The sequence below is a fragment of the Legionella gresilensis genome (assembly GCF_900639865.1).
Lineage (GTDB): Bacteria > Pseudomonadota > Gammaproteobacteria > Legionellales > Legionellaceae > Legionella_C > Legionella_C gresilensis.
This window is the reverse complement of the sequence record NZ_CAAAHX010000009.1, coordinates 99,883-117,072: the sequence shown is the minus strand read 5'-3', so window position 1 is coordinate 117,072 and position 17,190 is coordinate 99,883. Positions and strand designations below refer to the sequence as shown.

Sequence of the window (17,190 nt, the reverse complement as noted above, 5' to 3'; positions counted from 1 at the left end):
AATCGATATAGCGAAAGCTAAGCCTTTGAATTTGCGAATAAAAAGGAGATTAAAATGCCCAAGAAAAATTATATCCTAAATTTACCTTGCTTGACCATTAAGAAAGTGACAGGAGAAAATCCCGTTTATATTGAGGCAAGTTATAGGGGAATAGTGAGGTGTATTCATTGCAACAATAAAAAACTGCGTAAGAAAGCAAGTTTTATAAGACGAGTACGTCATGAAAGTATAGGATTACGCCGTAGCTATTTATTAATCAAGGGTTACAAGTATCATTGCTCGTTGTGCCAGCGCTATTTTAACCAACGATTTCCTGAGATAAGACCGTATCAACGTGCCAGTGAGCCCCTACATAGACAAGTGTTTCATCAACATAGTCAAGGGGTAAGTCAGAAGGATTTAGCTCGCGACTTACATTGTGGTAAGTCAACGATTGAACGCTGGTATCATGAAGGTTATACATTGCGTCATAAAAAGCTAGCGCATCGCTCCTGCCCACGCGTATTAGGGATTGATGAGCATTTCTTTAATAAAAAAGAAGGTTATGCCACCACCTTTTGTGATTTAGCCAAACACAAAGTCTTTGATATCGTCAAAGGGCGCAGTGAAAGAGATTTAAATACGTTTCTAAACACCTTAGAAGGTAAAGATAAAGTGCGAGTCGTTTGTATTGACTTTAAGCTCAAGCTATCGAGCCCTCATTAAACGCCATTTTCCTAACGCTAAAATCGTGGCTGACCGCTTTCATGTCATTCGCTTACTCATGAAAAAGCATCGTACCGCTAAACAGTGTGTTCGACTCATTCCACTCTTCCTTAAGCGCTTACAGCAGCTTAAAGAGAGCCCTCTTGCTCCTTTACAAACCACCCTGGCTAAAACCCTGTATCTCTGGCGAGAAGAAGTCGTGCGTATGTGGCGATTTACTAAAAATAACGGCATCACTGAAGGCTTTCATCGTAAGATGAAACTCATCCAACGACGTGCCTATGGCTTTAAAAATTTTGAAAATTATCGTATAAGGGTGAAAGTGTTATGCGGTTGATTATTGTGCACCCTAATTTGGGGAAGACCACTACAATTCTGCTACATCGAATTGCAATAGATATTTTAAATTATGCGTAACTTTTTGATTTAAAATATAAAATTGGCGCGCTCGGAGAGACTCGAACCCCCGACACCTTGGTTCGAAGCCTGATGCTTGTATTTAAAATGCTTTATTTATCAATAACCTGCAATGCATCAAATTCTTGAAAACAGCCTAGAACTGCCTAAAACAGCGCAACACTGTCACAGTTATGCCACAATATATGACACAGTAATTTTAAATATTAAATATGTTATAAACTGTTATGCTAGAAGTTAAAGCCTTAGAAATTGAAAATGAATTAGTTAATTCACCACACTTTTCAAGTCAACTGCATTTCTAATAAGTTTTTCCTCGCTAAGGACGAAAATAGTATCGCCATCATAAGCATAAGCAATAAGTGCTTCAAGTTGGGAGCGATTAATATCTCTTCCAGAGGCCTTATCTATAAATAATCTATCTAATTTCATTTTTTGAGTAAGATGCCTGGACATCCTAGTCCTCTGCAAAGCTCAAAAAACACAGTCTCAAATAAATGACGCTTTGTCGTATTCCCTTTATTTTGCCTGCAGCAAAACAATTAGCTATAAGGCTACCAGCCCGCTTGTACCTCCCTTTTTTGACTGACAACAGTAGAGATAAGGAAAGTCGTATAGCCCTAGCCTATTTATATTAGCCGAAGACAAGTTAATTTAGTTAAAAGACTGAGATGATTTTTCAATTAAGACACAGTCGTCTTTTATTCGCCTAGCTTCTTTACTGGTTTTATCAAAAAGTGTTCTACCCGAAGTAAGTTCAGAAAAAGACATACGTCTCTCTAGCCTTGGTTTAAAGTTTCTATCTTTATTACATAATTTTTTAGGTTGTTCTAGTTGTTTTTGAAAAGATTGCAAGGACTTGGTTGTTGCTTCCTTATCAATTTTGGGCTTTTGTCTTAAATCTGCAGCTAATTTTTTTTGATACTGCTCAATTATCTGAGCTTGCTCCTGAGTGAGTTCACCACCATCTTTTTTTAATAATTCAATGACAACGGCATCTCTATGTCTAATCGCTGCCATAAAAGGCGATACTTCTCCTCTTATTCTATATTTATCGTTCACTTCTAGATTTAGTATCTCTTTTAGATCTTGTGCATTGAGACCGGCAGCGCTAAGAACTTTACGCAAAGCAATATAAGTTTTGGGGTTTTCAATGCAACGAAAGACCAGAGCATTCCCATTATTTTTTACTGCATTAATAAAGGCTCTTTTATTAATGTCAGAGTTTAAGCATCCAGCTTCAGTGAGTTTTTGCAACAACAATATAATATCTTTTGGTGAATAAATGCTTGAGAGCATATTATGGCCGTAATTATCTTCAGACAAAACTGCATCAATGAATAGTTGCTTGTAAAGATCACTATTCGGACCTGAAAAGCAACCTGCTATAGTTAGGTGTTCTATCAGGAAACTAAGGTCATTACGATTATGATAGAGTACGGACTCACCATTTAGGGTATTTTTGGTTATTATCGCAGTTATAAAATAAGCTTTATTCTTCTCTGCATTAGGCCCTTTTAAGAATTGAAGTGTTTTAAGTGTTTCAATTAATTTAGGTTCATTATATAAACAATTAATGCCATATTTATTTTTAGCAAAGATTGCATCAATAAATTCTTGCTGATATCTGCCATTTTTAAAACAACCTGCTTCTTTTAAAAGTTGTAACTGCAGATCTCTAACCTTTGTATCTCTAGCTTTAAATAAAGCATTTTCACCTTCAGAATCTGGTCTAATAAGAGCTTTTATCAATTTTTCCTTGTTTGATACCGCCTTATGGCCCTCAAAGCATCCTAAAGCTTTGAGTTGTTTACATACCATTTGTAACGATTCAGCATTATATGATGCATCCTGTAAAATATTACTATTTAATCTGTCAACGCTTACTAGTGCATCAAAGAAATCTTGTCTATTTTTCGGCGTTGAAAAATAGCCAGTAGACTCTATAGTTTTGAAAATATAGTCCACCGCTTCAGGCACTTGCATTACTTTACTTAAAACAGAGCGGAGCTCTCCTCGATATAGTAAGCCTTTACTCAAGAGTTCTTTATTCTTTTGTGCATAAACTCCTTGTTCCAAACAAAAAGTAGACTGTATTTTTTCTAACAATAAGTAAAAATTGGGTACTTTCTCGGCAAGGGATATAAATTTACGGTCGAAATTGATATATTGTGCAGACTGACATAAAGCGTTTTCGCCATTTTTATTCGGTTTTGCTATAGCGCTTAAAAAGCGGTTCTGATTCTTTTCAGCCTTAGGTCCTCTAAAACATCCTGCTTCATCTAAAGTAGCTAATAGAAGAGCTAAGGGATTTTCTTCAACTTTGGTTGATTTTGCTTCAACCCAAGCTGTATGCGCTAGGGTATTCGACTCACCATGATTTTGGGCAAAGATTGCTTTTATAAAGGTCTGCTTTAGTTTAGACGCATGAGAACCTTGAAAAAAGGTAGTTCTAATAAAACTTAACAGGTCTTTCAAGGGATTTAAATCACCTCCATTCCATGAATAAAAATGTTCTAAGGCTTTAGAATAAGCATCTGTTTTATAGGCATCATAGGCAAATAAAGATTTAATAAAAGCTTGTTGATGGCTCACTCCCTTTTGACCACTAAAAAAGCCACTTTGTTCCATAAGCTGATAACGCCTTTTAATTGTGGTCAAATTTTTCTCATTAGATAAAGCATACATTAAATTATCTGTTCCAATAATTCTGCGAAAAAATAGTCCGGTTTTTATCCAGCCTGAATCAATTAAATTAGTAGCTAGCCATTTAAACATAATAAAATTTTTACAAGTGATTAATTTGTATGCATATTATATTTTTTTTGATTATTTTACAATGCTGGACTTTAGACCGTGACTTACTAACTGACAAAGCAACCTTTAATCCTTGTCTATCTCTAAATTCACTGTAAAAAATAAGTGGCACCACCTACGTAGGCTCGTCTGTATCGCATTGTTGGACTCTTTCCATTCCTTTGGGACTTAAATTTATAGAATTTGTGTTGAATTGGTAAGGATTTGTAGGGCCGGGTGGCCCAACCTACGAGTTTATATTAGGTATAATCAAGTACTCTATCTAAAAAACATAGGAATTCTGTTTTAAATTTAACCTAATAAATTTAGGCTCTTTCTCATATAAGGGGGCACTTTAATCAAGTTAGACTCAACTAACTCATTGATTTCGCGATCAAAATCGAAATTAAAGTGCCTAAGAGTAATGTTATCCTAAATTTACCTGGATTTTCTATAGTAAAAGTGAGTGGCGTTGATCGGGTATTATTCGAGCTGAAGTACATATGGACGTTACGTTGTGCTCATTGTAACAGCAAGCATGTGCGCAAAAAATCGAGTTATATGCGAGAAGTTCATCATGAGTCAATAGGCCATAGAAGGACGTTATTAAGATTTAAAGCCTATAAGCTTTATTGTGATGATTGTAAACGCTATGGTAATCAACGCTTTCCTGGAATAAACAAACATCAGCGTGTGACTGAACGCTTAAAGCGAGAAGTGTTTTATCATCATACCGAAGGAATATCGCAAAAGGATTTAGCAAGGCGTGTTAAGCATGGGAAAGCGACTATTGAGCGCTGGTATAAGGCTATCTATGAAACCGAAAATCTAGAATTACAAAATCAACTATGTCCGCGCATGTTAGGGATTGATGAGTATTTCTTTAGTTGTAAACAAGGCTATGCAACAACACTTTGTGATTTAGGCAAGCATAAAGTATTCGATATTGTCAAAGGCCGTAGCGAGTCAGATTTACGTGATTATTTAAACACGTTAAAAGGCAAAGAACGAGTTCAAGTTGTTTGTATGGATTTAAGTAGTACTTACCGTTCATTGATAAAGAAGTATTTTCCTAATGCGCTGATTGTTGCTGATCGCTTTCATGTTATTCGTTTATTACAACATCAATGCATGATGACTTATCGTGAACTTTCAGAGCAGGTAAAAAGTAATCGAGGAATACTGGCTGTCTTAAGAACAAAGCCTGAACGACTTACCGCAAAACAACAAGCTAAAAGAGAGCAGTTTCTTGCCCAAAATTCTGCGCTAGACGTTATTTATCAATTCCAACAGCAGCTCCACCAATTACTCATGCATCGAGCAATGACTAAGAAGTGGTGCCGTCGAGCAGTATCCCACTTTTTAGAAATGGTTCAGGCGTTGAAAAGCAGTCCTTTCAAAGCGCTAGCGACCCTAGGTAAAACATTGTATCAGTGGCGAGAAGAGATTGGACGGATGTGGCGTTTTAGGAAGTCTAACGGTATCATCGAGGGCTTCCATCGTAAAATGAAACTTATTCAACGACGTGCCTATGGCTTTAAAAATTTTGAAAATTATCGTATAAGAGTTAAAGTGTTATGCGGTTGATTAATGTGCCCCCTAAAATGGGGAAGACCCATGACCCGCTGATTTTAAATGAAAAAATGGCGCGCTCGGAGGGACTCGAACCCCCGACACCTTGGTTCGAAGCCAATGTTAACAATAATAAATATTAATAAAATCAGTAGCTTGCGGTGTAACAATTCTGCCAATTACTGCCTAGAATTGCATGAAACAACTATAGATATACTACAGTTTGTTACAAATCTGCTACATCATTTTAAATGCAATTCCTTTATGCTGTTTAACGAGTTAATAACTATACCAGTTAATATGGAATTGATATTACAATCACAGCTTTCCGTTTATAGCCAGACCATTTACTTAATTAAAGATAAATATGCACAACATAATAAGAGCAGAAAGTATTCAGCATAAAATTTACCATATTCGAGGCGTTGCAGTTATGCTTGATAGCGATCTTGCTCAGCTCTACGATGTTGAAACTAAAGTATTTAACCAAGCTGTTAAAAGAAATGAAGAGCGCTTTCCTGAAGCCTTTAGATTTCAATTAACTTTGGAAGAGCTCAATAGTTTGAGGTCACAAATTGTGACCTCAAACACAAGAGGTGGAAGACGTTATTTGCCCTATGCTTTCACTGAGCAAGGGGTTGCCATGCTTTCAGCAGTTTTAAGGAGTCCTACAGCTATACAAATAAGTATCCAAATTATTAATGCCTTTGTTGAGATGAGAAAATTAGTGTTATCTAATGATATTTTATACCAAAAGATTAATAATTTAGAAAAAAAACAAATTAGCTATGAAGTGAAAACAGATGAGCGCTTTGAAAAAATATTTAGCGCTCTAGAAGATAATCAGCCTGAGCATAAGCAAGGAATTTTTTATGATGGTCAAATATTTGATGCTTATGTTTTTATCTCTCAATTAATTAAGAAAGCTAAAAAAGAAATTATTTTAATTGATAATTATATTGATGAATCAGTATTAACACATTTATCAAAAGCTAACTTAGACGTAAAAATTACTATCCTTACAAAGAACATAAGTAATAGATTAAAACTTGACGTTGATAAGTATAATCAACAGTATAGAAATATTACTTTAAAATCTCTGGAATCAGCGCATGATCGATTTTTAATAATTGATAAAGCTATATATCATATAGGTGCTTCTATTAAGGATCTGGGCAAAAAGTGGTTTGCCTTTTCTAAGCTAGATAGTCAAAGTTTAGATTTATTAGAAAAATTGAAAGTACTTATCTGAGCATAACCAGTAAGTACATGTTGTGAGCTAATAAGTTAATTTATTTTAGAGCAGCCAATTTATATTTATTATGATAGGCTCTCCCTCTAAGTATGAACAATGATGGTGCTACTGCACTTTATTACAAATCTGCTACATTTAACTCTGCTAATTTCCTTGTAGTAAATTATTCATGTATGCTTTTTACTAGAGGGACAAACTTGATGCTCAGGATCCCACCAGAGAATTTTAAATATATTTCCGTCTCTAATACCCCAGACTCGCGCCCTTCCTGTAAATCTCATTGAAAATAACTCATCTAGATCATCCAACTTTATTTCTTCTAATCTCTTCTGAGCATTCTTGACGAGCTGACTTTTAAAAACATTATGACATCCGTTTGTTTTAAGAATAGCCCAATTAAGTCCTTCTTTTCCTTTGAACCCTTCTGTAATTAAGCTAAGCAACGCGTCTCTACAAATCAACTTAAATCCCCAGGGCCCTTCGCAATCAATCAGGGAGAAGCTCCAAACAACTTGACCGGCATCATCAGAAGAAAATTGTTTTCCTACGCGCGGCTCTCTCCTAGGCTTAGGTTCTTTACTAAATTTTGGTTTTTTAGATTTCTTCTTTGCCATGTTCTCATAACGATTCGTAATACTCTGCCATAGATTGCAGAGTTATCTCTTTATTTCCACGCTCATTTGCTGCTAATCCTTTACGAGCAGCAATCCAAGGTTCTTCCGAATGAGTTAAATCACTTAGCCACTGAGAAGATTTAGAACCATAGAAAGAAAGTACAGAGTCAATACTATCTTTTTCAGATTTATTCAAAGAATTCGAAGTAGTAAAAATATCGCTACTAGTAATAAGAAATTTACCTCGATGTAAGTCATAAAGCTCAGGTATAACTGGACCATTAACCCAAGCTTGGATTTTCTCCTCAAACAATGGCTTTTCTTCCCAAACAGCATGCCAAGCTTGAGAATAATATACAAGCTTCTGTAACTTCATAGCAGTCATTTCGCCTTGTTTCTCTAATATATACTTAGCTACATCGAAAACGTTCGCCATAAATTTCTTTTTCCCAATAATGTATCAATATTAACCATAATCTCAGCAAAATTATTTATATAATAGCATATCTTATTATTTAAATTTAAATATACGGCTAGGTTTCACCCTTAAGCTCAATAATTTCTATTTTATACCGATAAAAGCTTATGTTTTAATTGCTGAGATTAAAATGGAACAAAATTGCCTAGAAGTTGAAAAAATAAAACTTCAGTTTAAAATATGGAAGACTGCTGTTGAGACTCAAATGCATTTTAATGATTTGATAGTAAAAATTCGCCAACTGTGTTTTTCAATTATTGCTGCCTTAGTAGCTACAGTTCTATATTTGACAAGGGAGAATGTTAACAACACCATAACTCATAGTCATTTGCCATTTTGGCTAACCTTATTAATTATCTCTCTACTAATATTCTTATGGTGGATGGAAAGATGTACAATTCTTCCTCTCCTTAGAGGCGCTGTAAAATTTGGAGAAAATTTAGAAAAAAATGTTCTCTGTAAAAATATCACTTATACCCATCAGGGGATGACAGAATTAATATCTATTTATAGTAAATACACGTCTGTAGATTCTGTTGAACTCACTAATACTGATAATAATACTATTGGCTTTAAGTATATAGGAAGTGGTAAAAAAACAAGCTTAAGAAAAAAAATAGACATAGCTTATGGCTTCATTATCGGTTTACTCTGTATTGGAGCAGCATTTTTATGGCACATTTAATTAATGTACCAACTTGAATTAAGAAAAGTCAGGGAAGCTGATTAGTTAATATTTGTTTTTCGATTCTTACCTTTTCTATTTATGTTCAGTTTAGAATTAAAAAATTCCTTGATTAAGCTATGCTCCATCAAAGCTACATGTATAAAATACTCAATAAAATTTTATACTCATTCCCTATTAATAGGCGTTAAATATCTCACTAGACGACGACTTGGTTTTTCTACTACATCTAATAAAAACGGTAATAATCAACAAAAAGTGTTACAAATTGCTACATTGGGTTTAGAGATAAAAAAAGCTGTCAAATAACTTACTGATAATAAACGAAAAATGGCGCGCTCGGAGGGACTCGAACCCCCGACACCTTGGTTCGAAGCCAAGTACTCTATCCAGCTGAGCTACGAGCGCAATGAGGCGGTGTATAATTGGTGTATCAAAAATGGTGGGCCGTATAGGATTCGAACCTATGACACAAAGGTTAAAAGCCTTCTGCTCTACCACCTGAGCTAACGGCCCAAACTGGGTAATTCTTAATTTCTTTGAGTTTAATTGCTATCTGCTAAGTTTATACGCCTTGTAAGCTGCAAAGGTATTAGGTATGTGTTATACCTTGCTTCACCTTAAGCACTTACGCCTGATCTAGCGCTTAGTGGACAACACTCCATAACCAAAAATGGTGGGCCGTATAGGATTCGAACCTATGACACAAAGGTTAAAAGCCTTCTGCTCTACCACCTGAGCTAACGGCCCAAAGAAGGATGTGATGATACCGGATTAAGCTAAAAATTCAAGTAGTTTGCTGAATTATTTCCTATTTCTTATGGGAAATTTTTATTTCATTAAAATTAAATTAGGCTGTGTCAGCGGCGTTATAATGATTGCTTGTTTTAATTTGGTACATTTCTAATAGCTTTTTACCTTGGAAAAGGTCTTGACTTGTTGCCAGCACTAACCACTGCTCTTTTCTTAAATTATCAACTAAGGTGTTTAACTTATGGCTAGATACAATCAATAATAAAATATCCATACCTAAAGCACCACAACCTTTTGCAGCAAGAATATCTTTATTGGTTTTAAATTGCTTAAGAAATTCTAAGGTAGTTGGCGCAACTAAATATAACTCTGTAAGCGCTCGTTGATAAGCATCAATGGCGTCAATTAATTTTTCACTATCACTTACTTTAAAAGCATTTTCAGCTTGTTTTACAATAGATTTAAGATTTACAAAGCCTGGTAAAAGCTGCGCCGATTCTAAGTGAGAATGAGTAGCTAATTTATTACCTGTATGTAATAAAATAAAAGAAATGTCTTTAAATACCCAATCAAAACAGCAGATTGTTTTATTAGAATTATTAATATAAACACACCCATGTTGACTTTGTGCTATGACATCGTATCCGCTTGGCTTAACGCCTTGACCATGCCAAGCATACTGATAATAATTATTAAGTAGTTTCTCATCCCTAGGTAAGTCGCCCTTTAAATGACAATCAGCTAAATAAGCACCAATAAATTGTGCACTTGAGGCACCTAGACCACCCTTACCATGATAAGGATCCACCCACTCTAATTGATTTAAAGATTGACCCTGCTCACACCAAAATCGACCAGCAGGTGAATTTGAATGAATTAAAGAAGAAACATTTTCCTTAATCGTTAATTCAAAATTGGGTTCAGTAGTAAGAATAATTGCAGGCGCATCTATAAGCGCTGCGTATTCACCCACCAAAAATGTCTTTGCCGGAATTTGCCATTTCATGGTGCAACGTTTGCTTGACGTAAAGAAGATAGCAGTTCATTTGCATTAGCTAGACTAATTCGTTTATTAATTAATAGTAAATGCTGTAAGCGCTCTTTCAAAACAGGTATTTCTTGGTCAGTCGCACCTGCCACAAGTAGTAAATTATCAATATGCAACTTCATATGCCCTTTAATAATCCCTTCTGTGCATAACGCCCTTAATGCGCCTAAATTTTGCACCAAACCGACTGCTGCAATAATGCGTGATAAATGATTAGCTGATTTAATATCCATCATTCTTAAACATAATTTTGCTGTTGGATGCAATGCCGTTACACCTCCCACCGTACCAACAATAATAGGTGCTGTTAACTGGCCAACCAGTTGCCCTTGATTATAACGCCAGCGCGTTATGGCTTGATAACGACCTTCACGTGCGGCATAAGCATGTACACCTGCTTCTACAGCGCGCCAATCATTTCCTGTGGCAATTAAAACTGGATCAATGCCATTCATTACCCCTTTATTATGCGTCGCAGCTCGATAAGGATCTTGCTCAGCAAAATAAGACGCTTCTTCTAAACGCTTACCTAATTCAGGCTCAACATCATTAATAATAACTTGCGCAGTTGTGAGTTTTTGATCATTTAAGTTCGATAAAATACACATGGTGATTTGCTCACCGGTAAGTTTTTCAATCGGTTCTTTTAAATATTCTAAAACTTGATTAATAATATTAGCGCCCATGGCATCGCAGCTATTCATCATTAAATGGATAATTGCCATATTTCCACCATCACCACGCAATAAATGGCGAAGCTTAAGATCACTTACGCCACCCCCACGTCTAACCATAGTATATGCAACGTCTTCATTCGCTTTCTCGATTAAAAATAGTTTATTTTTATTAAAAATATCAGAAAAACGAGCAAAATCTTTGACGTTAGCGAGTTGGATCTGGCCTAAGATGTTCTCACCCTCAACCCAAGTAGTGATTTCACCCCGTTGCCTTATCCACTTTGCCGTTTTAGATAAAGCCGCAATAATTGAAGTTTCTTCAACAGCTAAAGGAATGACGTAATCTTCATTATCAATACAAAAATTGGTAGCAACCCCTAGTGGCAATTGAAAATAACCAATCACATTTTCAATCAGTTTATCTGCAAGTACCGTATCTTGCACCCCACCACGATTTAAGTAATTCAGATCTTCAACAGTTAGTGCACCCAACTGCACTAAGCGTTCAAACCTTTCTTCTCGCGTTAACCGAGAAAATCCTTGAAATAATTTTCCTGCGTCTTTGCTTATAGGCATGCTTTCCCCTTTAAATCTGCAAGCACGCGACTACCAGTACAAAACATGGCAACCCGCAGTTCATATTCTATTGTAGTCATCAGTTTATAAACTTCTTCTACATCAATTAATGCAGCCTCTAACATAGGCTTGGCAAAACCAGCTGTTGTAGCGCCAAGAGCAAATAATTTAGCCGCGTCTAATCCGTGCCGAACGCCACCAGAACCCCAAATTTCAAATTGAGGCTTAATTGAGACTGCATTCAATATGCTTTTAATTGTTGTAATACCCCAATTTTTAAATGTTTCCGCTACTCTTTCTTGTATTTTACCTTGAGAGCGGCAACCTTCAATACGCCCCCAATGAGTGCCACCAAGTCCACTTACATCAACCGCAGCCACACCAATATCATTTAAGCGTTGTAAAGTACTTGCTGAGAAACCACAACCTGTTTCTTTTATAATAACCGGCAATTGAAAACGCTTTATTAATGTCTCCAATTTTTGCCAACATCCCTTAAAAAACGGCGTTCCCTCAGGTTGAATAACCTCTTGCAAAGGGTTGCAGTGAATAATTAATCCATCAGCATTCAATACATCTGTTAATTGTTCTATCTGTGCTAATGAAACTTCTAATAGTTGAGCTATCCCTAAATTACTAAATAGACTTACATTAGGAAATTCATGGCGAAGCGAGTGCCATTCTTGTGCAGCTTCGTTATCGAATAATTCACGTCGCTGCGAGCCAACACCCATAGCCCAACCGCTTTTTGCGCAAGCGGCGAGCAATGTATAATTAATTGCTTTGGCTTTCTCATGCCCTGCCGTCATGGAACTTACCATAAAAGGTGTATTAACGGACTTGCCAAATCTAGCACTCGTTATTGATAGGTCATTAAAGTTGAGATCCGGTAGCGCCTCATGTTGTAAGATAACTTGATCGAAAATATTTAACTCTGAAGCTTGATTAGCAGGTAATAAAGCTAGTTTAAGGTGATCTTGTTTACGTTTTTCAAACTGATTAAAATTATCTTGCATAGCTTGCCAACAGATCTAAAAATGACCTAGATTTTAACATACTTATTGTTCTTTTAAAAAAGTTAGGTTATTTGCTAGAAATTATTACGCTATTTTTTTGTAAGCCTTTCTTGCGCTTTAGTAAATGACTCTTGAATAACCGGTTCTTGTACTATTTGATTAACATAGGTACTTAAAGCGTCCCAGCGGGTATTATCAATGGGTAATCCAGCCAATTCCAAATTTAGAAAAGCGACCACTGTACTAATATCAGCCAACGAAAGAGTACTACCTATTAAATATTGTTTATTATTAATTTGTTGTTCAAGATAGTTAAAAATTTCAGGAATTTTCTCTTCTGAAGCAATTTTTATAGCGGCTTCATCAGGAATACGATTAAACTTTCTTGCAAGTATTTTATTAAAGAAAATAGTATTCACCGTAGGTATTAATACTGTATCAGCGTATTCCTCAAACCATAGGCATTGAGCATAATCTTTAGGTTCAGAAGGATAAAGTGCAGGCGTAGGATATTGCTTTTCAAGATAAGCACAAATGACCGATGAATCGGCAAGGGTAAAATTATCTTCTTGGTAAACAGGAATTTTGCCAAGCGGATTTAACTTTAACAGTGCTTCTTTATGAGCTTCAAAGAAAGGAGCCATTTCCTTAATTTCAAAATCTAAATGTTTTAAACGAAGTGATATCCAAACTTTACGTACAAAAGGTGATACTATAGAGCCATACACTATTCGTTGATTAGTCATTCTGTAAAATCCGTATTAATTTAGGTAGAAATATTATTAGCCATATTACCGTATGACAGTTCTGTCTCGATAATTTATTTTTTTATGGTTTGATCAGGATTTAAATCTCTAAAGACGCATTGACCACTCTCACAAAACATGGATATTTGTAAGCTAAATTTCCCATCTCGAAACCGGTGAGAAACATAGCCTAAAAGACTCTCTCTTTTTGTATCTTCGCTTTTATAGAAAGAATACCCTATTCCTGCTTCTTCACATCCTTGCTTTTTTAAGATAATCAGTTGTGTTTTATCACCAGGCAGGAGAATTTCTTGCCCACTATCCACAACACAACCTGATTCAGGCCATACCCGAGTTTTAACTAATACATACTTGACAGCCCCTTCATTGCTTTGATTAATAAATTGAGAGCGATAAGAGTCTTCAGCGTAGACAACAGAAGGAAACTGAATACTAAAAAACATACCAACTAAGAAAATAAAAAATTTCTTCCAAGAATTATTTAACATAAAAAATCCTTTTATAAATATCATTGTCATTTATTTTAGCTTAAAAATTGATTTTAAGAGACTGGGTAATGAGTAAGAGAAATCCCTTTTTAATTTGATTAATGTGATAATTAACTAGAGGCTGACCTTTATATTATCTAGAATGATATTGACTATAAGAAAGAAAATTAAAATTTTAAGTTACTTACCTTTCATATTTTTAAATTCCTGCCAAATGAAGTCGCCCGAGATTTTAAATTTTGCATCCAGCCACTCCACTATCTTACATAGAATTATTAAGCCTGTAACGTTTCCTTTAACTAAGTATGATAAAACAATCATTAATGTTATGAAATATTCAATTTTACCCGCTCAGTTAAAAAGAAGAACCGCAGCTTGGAGCGACTCCGTAGGTATGGCGGCAAATCAATGGGGAATTGATAAGCGTATTTTTCTGTTTGCTCCATAAGGATCAGATAAAGAATAAGACATGTAGCCTGTCTATAATTTTGTTGCGCTGCAATTCGTTTAGCCCAACTTACGCCTTGCCTTTTGTCGAATTTGTTTATCTTGGGTAAGAAAATACTAAAAATTTATTCTGATACAAATTTATTTTCGTTATAGTATAAAATTAAGGAATCAAGGTTAGGTAATATGCCCGGAACAAGTTTATTTGCACTAATAGACGATATTGCAGCTGCACTTGACGATATTGCGCTTCTGACTAAAGTTGCAACCAAAAAAACAGCTGGTGTATTGGGCGATGATTTGGCACTTAATGCCCAACAAGTCATAGGGATCCATGCAAACAGGGAACTACCTGTTGTATGGGCAGTAGCCAAAGGCTCTATAGTTAATAAAATAATATTAATCCCTTTAGCACTTTTAATAGGTTTTTTTATCCCCCTATTTGTTAAACTTTTACTAATGTTGGGCGGATTATATTTATGTTTTGAAGGGTTTGAAAAAATTATTAAAAAATCGCATAAGAAAGAAAACTCAATAGAAAAGATAGAATTACAAGTTATAGATATGCATCAATTCGAGAAAGACAAAATTAGGGGAGCAATACGCACAGATTTTATATTATCCGCTGAAATTATTGTAATTACTTTAGGCACAATGGCTGCTACATCATTAACTAATCAGATTATTGTCTTAATTTTAATTTCACTCATTATGACTATTGGGGTTTATGGTTTAGTAGCCCTTATTGTGAAATTAGATGACTTAGGTTTTATTTTACGCGAAAAACGATATCCTCTTAAACCAATTGGAATAGCTTTAATTAATGCAGCCCCTATCTTAATGAAAATTTTAGCAATCGCTGGAACAATTGCTATGTTTTTAGTAGGAGGTAGCATTATTAAGCATGGTATACCTGCCCTTCATCATCACACAGAAAACTTACCTTTTCTTTTATCCATTAGCGTGGATTTCTTAATTGGTATTATTGCAGGCGCGATAGCAGCTGCCTTATATTTTTCTTTTAATAAACTTAGAGCAAAGTTGACAGTTAACTAAATGCATTCCTTATATGATTCCAATAAATAATTAATTTTTACTAAGTTTATTCCTTTTCATGATAATTAGAATAAACGCTATAAATTTATCTATGTTTTTTTATGAATATTTCATGCTATGTTTGCCCCCTAATTTAATTAGGGTAATTGAAGAGAAGATGATAGATAAACAAAATAAAGACGAAAACAATAAAGCGCGCTTACTCAACCTAGGGATACCCTTAAATATTATTCCTAATAATATTGATTACGCCAAAGCCTATAAAACATTACGGCCAGCTAGATATTTGTTATCTAATAAATTAATCATTAAAGATACTTGGCAATTAATGCTTTTTTGTTCTCCTGATAGCCTAAAACTATTAGAACCTTTATTTGAAATATATAAAAATGCAAAAGACAATTTAGGGAACCCGCTAATACACTATGCTAGCTGGTCTGGCAATATAAATGCTTTAAATTGGTTTAAGAAGCATTATCCTCAGCAATTATTAGAAAAAAAGGAGGGAATAAGAGGTTTAGGTCACTATACAGCTTGGTCTGGCGATATTAAAGCATTAACTTGGTTTAATGATAATTATCCTACGCAATTAGTAGAAATAGATGAAGATGGTAGCCACCCAGGCCATTATGCGGCTTGGTCTGGTTGTGTTGAAGCATTAAATTGGTATAAAGAGTATTATCCTGAACAGCTTTTTGTAACAGATTTAAATAATAGGCGTCCAATCCACTATGCTGCTTGGTTTGGTAATGCTGAAGCATTAACTTGGTTTAAAGAGCATTATCCTGAGCAATTAATAGAAATAGATGAAGATGGTAGCAACCCAGGCCATTATGCGGCTTGGTCTGGTTGTGTTGAAGCATTAAATTGGTATAAAAAGCATTATCCTGAACAGCTTTTTGCAGCAGATTTAAATAATAAGCGTCCAATCGACTATGCTGCTTGGTCTGGTAATGCTGAAGCATTAAATTGGTTTAACGATAACTATCCTGAGCAATTATTAAAAGGAGATGATGTTGGAGCAATACCCTGCCATTATGCTGCTTGGTCTGGTTGTGCTGAAGCGTTATACTGGTTTAAAAATAATTATTCTAAACTGTTATTAAAAAATGATAAAGATGGAAAAGATATCACGCATTATGCTGCTTACTCCGCCTCTACTCAGCAATTAGAAATAGCCATGTCTTTTTCTCAACATCCTAATCAATTTACCTTTATTAAAAATAATGAAGAAGCAATGCTAGACGATACTATTACAATACTTTTAAGTGTATTAAAAAAAAATTATTCAATTACAAAAATAGATAATTTAGAATTAATCCCTGTCGAGAAAAAGGAATTATTTGAATTCTTTTTAAACCGTAATCGAGATATTAAAAACGCAAAAATGAGTTTTATTCCCTTTACTCAATTAGTAAGCTCGCCCTTTTTGCTTCCAGAAGAAATGACAAAGCTATTACTTAAGCATCTTTTACCGTCTGATACCGATGTCAAGCAGGTTTATAATTCTTTACTTCCGAGTGAACGAGTTATTTTTATTCTCAAAGATACTTTAAGAACGTCTATCGCTTTAGGAGAAGATATTAAAGCATTTAATAGACTTATTAATAAAGTAGAGAAAATACAAGAACCCAATAAAGAGGAACTATTAAAGCAGATAAATTTGTGGGTGAAGGAATTTGAAACTTGCCAAACCAATCAATTTTTTAAAGCGACTATCCCAGCTAGCCAGTTAAAATGTATTTCCGTAGTTAAAGAGATTTTGAATAAAGAAAAGCAGTATAAAAATAGCCTTAATTAATTTTGTTTAGCATAGGCTTTAAGCTAACCTAAAGCCTAA

15 protein-coding genes, 3 tRNA genes and 1 pseudogene are annotated in these 17,190 nt (G+C 34.9%); 7 read left to right on the top strand and 12 right to left on the bottom strand.

All coding sequences use genetic code 11. The annotated features are described in order from the left end of the window. Positions 1-54: 54 nt before the first annotated feature. Positions 55-1,042, top strand: a pseudogene (locus E1P04_RS12295) (ISL3 family transposase). A gap of 347 nt (positions 1,043-1,389) precedes the next feature. Here the strand turns inward: E1P04_RS12295 and E1P04_RS12290 are convergent. Together E1P04_RS12290 and E1P04_RS12285 are read right to left on the bottom strand one after the other, a co-directional pair. Next, positions 1,390-1,578 carry a recombinase family protein gene (locus tag E1P04_RS12290; protein ID WP_131783200.1) on the bottom strand — a complete coding sequence of 63 codons (189 nt, stop codon included), beginning with the start codon at positions 1,576-1,578 and terminating at the stop codon, positions 1,390-1,392. Between the two features lie 198 nt (positions 1,579-1,776). After that, positions 1,777-3,900: a hypothetical protein gene (locus E1P04_RS12285; protein ID WP_131783199.1), complete on the bottom strand. Its 2,124-nt coding sequence runs from the start codon at positions 3,898-3,900 to the stop codon at positions 1,777-1,779. A gap of 429 nt (positions 3,901-4,329) precedes the next feature. On the opposite strand from E1P04_RS12285, the gene E1P04_RS12280 reads away from it, so the two are divergent. Both E1P04_RS12280 and E1P04_RS12275 read left to right on the top strand, forming a co-directional pair. Continuing rightward, on the top strand, positions 4,330-5,505 hold the full coding sequence (locus E1P04_RS12280; RefSeq protein ID WP_131783198.1) for an ISL3 family transposase: 1,176 nt from the start codon (positions 4,330-4,332) through the stop codon (positions 5,503-5,505). Between the two features lie 352 nt (positions 5,506-5,857). Continuing rightward, positions 5,858-6,742 (top strand): ORF6N domain-containing protein, encoded by an 885-nt coding sequence (locus E1P04_RS12275; RefSeq protein ID WP_207386021.1) that lies wholly within the window; start codon positions 5,858-5,860, stop codon positions 6,740-6,742. Between the two features lie 170 nt (positions 6,743-6,912). Here E1P04_RS12275 and E1P04_RS12270 read toward each other — a convergent pair whose 3' ends face one another. Together E1P04_RS12270 and E1P04_RS12265 are read right to left on the bottom strand one after the other, a co-directional pair. After that, entirely contained in the window at positions 6,913-7,359 is a 447-nt protein-coding gene (locus E1P04_RS12270) for a hypothetical protein (protein WP_131783196.1), read from the bottom strand. A gap of 4 nt (positions 7,360-7,363) precedes the next feature. After that, positions 7,364-7,795 carry a Panacea domain-containing protein gene (locus E1P04_RS12265; protein WP_131783195.1) on the bottom strand — a complete coding sequence of 144 codons (432 nt, stop codon included), beginning with the start codon at positions 7,793-7,795 and terminating at the stop codon, positions 7,364-7,366. A 172-nt stretch (positions 7,796-7,967) separates the two neighbouring features. On the opposite strand from E1P04_RS12265, the gene E1P04_RS12260 reads away from it, so the two are divergent. Continuing rightward, a complete protein-coding gene (locus E1P04_RS12260) occupies positions 7,968-8,522 on the top strand; it encodes a hypothetical protein (RefSeq protein WP_131783194.1) in 555 nt (184 codons plus the stop codon). Positions 8,523-8,853: 331 nt separating this feature from the next. Here E1P04_RS12260 and E1P04_RS12255 read toward each other — a convergent pair. The 8 genes from E1P04_RS12255 to E1P04_RS12220 form a co-directional block, all read right to left on the bottom strand. Continuing rightward, a tRNA-Arg gene (locus E1P04_RS12255) sits at positions 8,854-8,930 on the bottom strand. A gap of 32 nt (positions 8,931-8,962) precedes the next feature. Further along, positions 8,963-9,038: transfer RNA gene (locus tag E1P04_RS12250), tRNA-Lys, on the bottom strand. A 158-nt stretch (positions 9,039-9,196) separates the two neighbouring features. Continuing rightward, positions 9,197-9,272 (bottom strand) — tRNA-Lys (locus E1P04_RS12245). Positions 9,273-9,372: 100 nt separating this feature from the next. Further along, complete coding sequence (locus E1P04_RS12240; protein ID WP_131783193.1) at positions 9,373-10,281, bottom strand: mevalonate kinase family protein; 909 nt, start codon at positions 10,279-10,281, stop codon at positions 9,373-9,375. Further along, the gene (locus tag E1P04_RS12235; protein ID WP_131783192.1) at positions 10,278-11,576 is read right to left on the bottom strand and encodes a hydroxymethylglutaryl-CoA reductase, degradative; all 1,299 of its coding nucleotides are present in this window, start codon (positions 11,574-11,576) and stop codon (positions 10,278-10,280) included. The genes E1P04_RS12240 and E1P04_RS12235 overlap by 4 nt, the downstream gene beginning before the upstream one ends. Beyond that, positions 11,567-12,592, bottom strand: coding sequence for a type 2 isopentenyl-diphosphate Delta-isomerase (gene fni / locus E1P04_RS12230; RefSeq protein ID WP_131783191.1), 1,026 nt, complete (start codon positions 12,590-12,592; stop codon positions 11,567-11,569). The genes E1P04_RS12235 and fni overlap by 10 nt, the downstream gene beginning before the upstream one ends. Positions 12,593-12,681: 89 nt before the next feature. After that, positions 12,682-13,338: a glutathione S-transferase family protein gene (locus tag E1P04_RS12225; protein ID WP_131783190.1), complete on the bottom strand. Its 657-nt coding sequence runs from the start codon at positions 13,336-13,338 to the stop codon at positions 12,682-12,684. A 74-nt stretch (positions 13,339-13,412) separates the two neighbouring features. Further along, positions 13,413-13,847, bottom strand: a complete 435-nt coding sequence (locus E1P04_RS12220) for a hypothetical protein (RefSeq protein ID WP_131783189.1) — start codon at positions 13,845-13,847, stop codon at positions 13,413-13,415. 214 nt (positions 13,848-14,061) lie between these two features. Here E1P04_RS12220 and E1P04_RS12215 point away from each other — a divergent pair, with 214 nt between their 5' ends. From E1P04_RS12215 to E1P04_RS12205, 3 genes are all read left to right on the top strand, one after another. Continuing rightward, on the top strand, positions 14,062-14,295 hold the full coding sequence (locus E1P04_RS12215) for a peptide deformylase (protein WP_131783188.1): 234 nt from the start codon (positions 14,062-14,064) through the stop codon (positions 14,293-14,295). A 185-nt stretch (positions 14,296-14,480) separates the two neighbouring features. Then, the gene (locus tag E1P04_RS12210; RefSeq protein WP_131783187.1) at positions 14,481-15,350 is read left to right on the top strand and encodes a DUF808 domain-containing protein; all 870 of its coding nucleotides are present in this window, start codon (positions 14,481-14,483) and stop codon (positions 15,348-15,350) included. A gap of 157 nt (positions 15,351-15,507) precedes the next feature. After that, entirely contained in the window at positions 15,508-17,151 is a 1,644-nt protein-coding gene (locus E1P04_RS12205) for an ankyrin repeat domain-containing protein (RefSeq protein ID WP_131783186.1), read from the top strand. The last annotated feature ends 39 nt before the right edge of the window (positions 17,152-17,190 follow it).

Coding starts and splice junctions, on each gene's coding strand:
- E1P04_RS12290 (WP_131783200.1), bottom strand. CDS start 1,578: ATGTCCAGGCATCTTACTCAAAAAATGAAATTAGATAGATTATTTATA.
- E1P04_RS12285 (WP_131783199.1), bottom strand. CDS start 3,900: ATGTTTAAATGGCTAGCTACTAATTTAATTGATTCAGGCTGGATAAAA.
- E1P04_RS12275 (WP_207386021.1), top strand. CDS start 5,858: ATGCACAACATAATAAGAGCAGAAAGTATTCAGCATAAAATTTACCAT.
- E1P04_RS12270 (WP_131783196.1), bottom strand. CDS start 7,359: ATGGCAAAGAAGAAATCTAAAAAACCAAAATTTAGTAAAGAACCTAAG.
- E1P04_RS12265 (WP_131783195.1), bottom strand. CDS start 7,795: ATGGCGAACGTTTTCGATGTAGCTAAGTATATATTAGAGAAACAAGGC.
- E1P04_RS12260 (WP_131783194.1), top strand. CDS start 7,968: ATGGAACAAAATTGCCTAGAAGTTGAAAAAATAAAACTTCAGTTTAAA.
- E1P04_RS12240 (WP_131783193.1), bottom strand. CDS start 10,281: ATGAAATGGCAAATTCCGGCAAAGACATTTTTGGTGGGTGAATACGCA.
- E1P04_RS12235 (WP_131783192.1), bottom strand. CDS start 11,576: ATGCCTATAAGCAAAGACGCAGGAAAATTATTTCAAGGATTTTCTCGG.
- fni (WP_131783191.1), bottom strand. CDS start 12,592: ATGCAAGATAATTTTAATCAGTTTGAAAAACGTAAACAAGATCACCTT.
- E1P04_RS12225 (WP_131783190.1), bottom strand. CDS start 13,338: ATGACTAATCAACGAATAGTGTATGGCTCTATAGTATCACCTTTTGTA.
- E1P04_RS12220 (WP_131783189.1), bottom strand. CDS start 13,847: ATGTTAAATAATTCTTGGAAGAAATTTTTTATTTTCTTAGTTGGTATG.
- E1P04_RS12215 (WP_131783188.1), top strand. CDS start 14,062: ATGAAGTCGCCCGAGATTTTAAATTTTGCATCCAGCCACTCCACTATC.
- E1P04_RS12210 (WP_131783187.1), top strand. CDS start 14,481: ATGCCCGGAACAAGTTTATTTGCACTAATAGACGATATTGCAGCTGCA.
- E1P04_RS12205 (WP_131783186.1), top strand. CDS start 15,508: ATGATAGATAAACAAAATAAAGACGAAAACAATAAAGCGCGCTTACTC.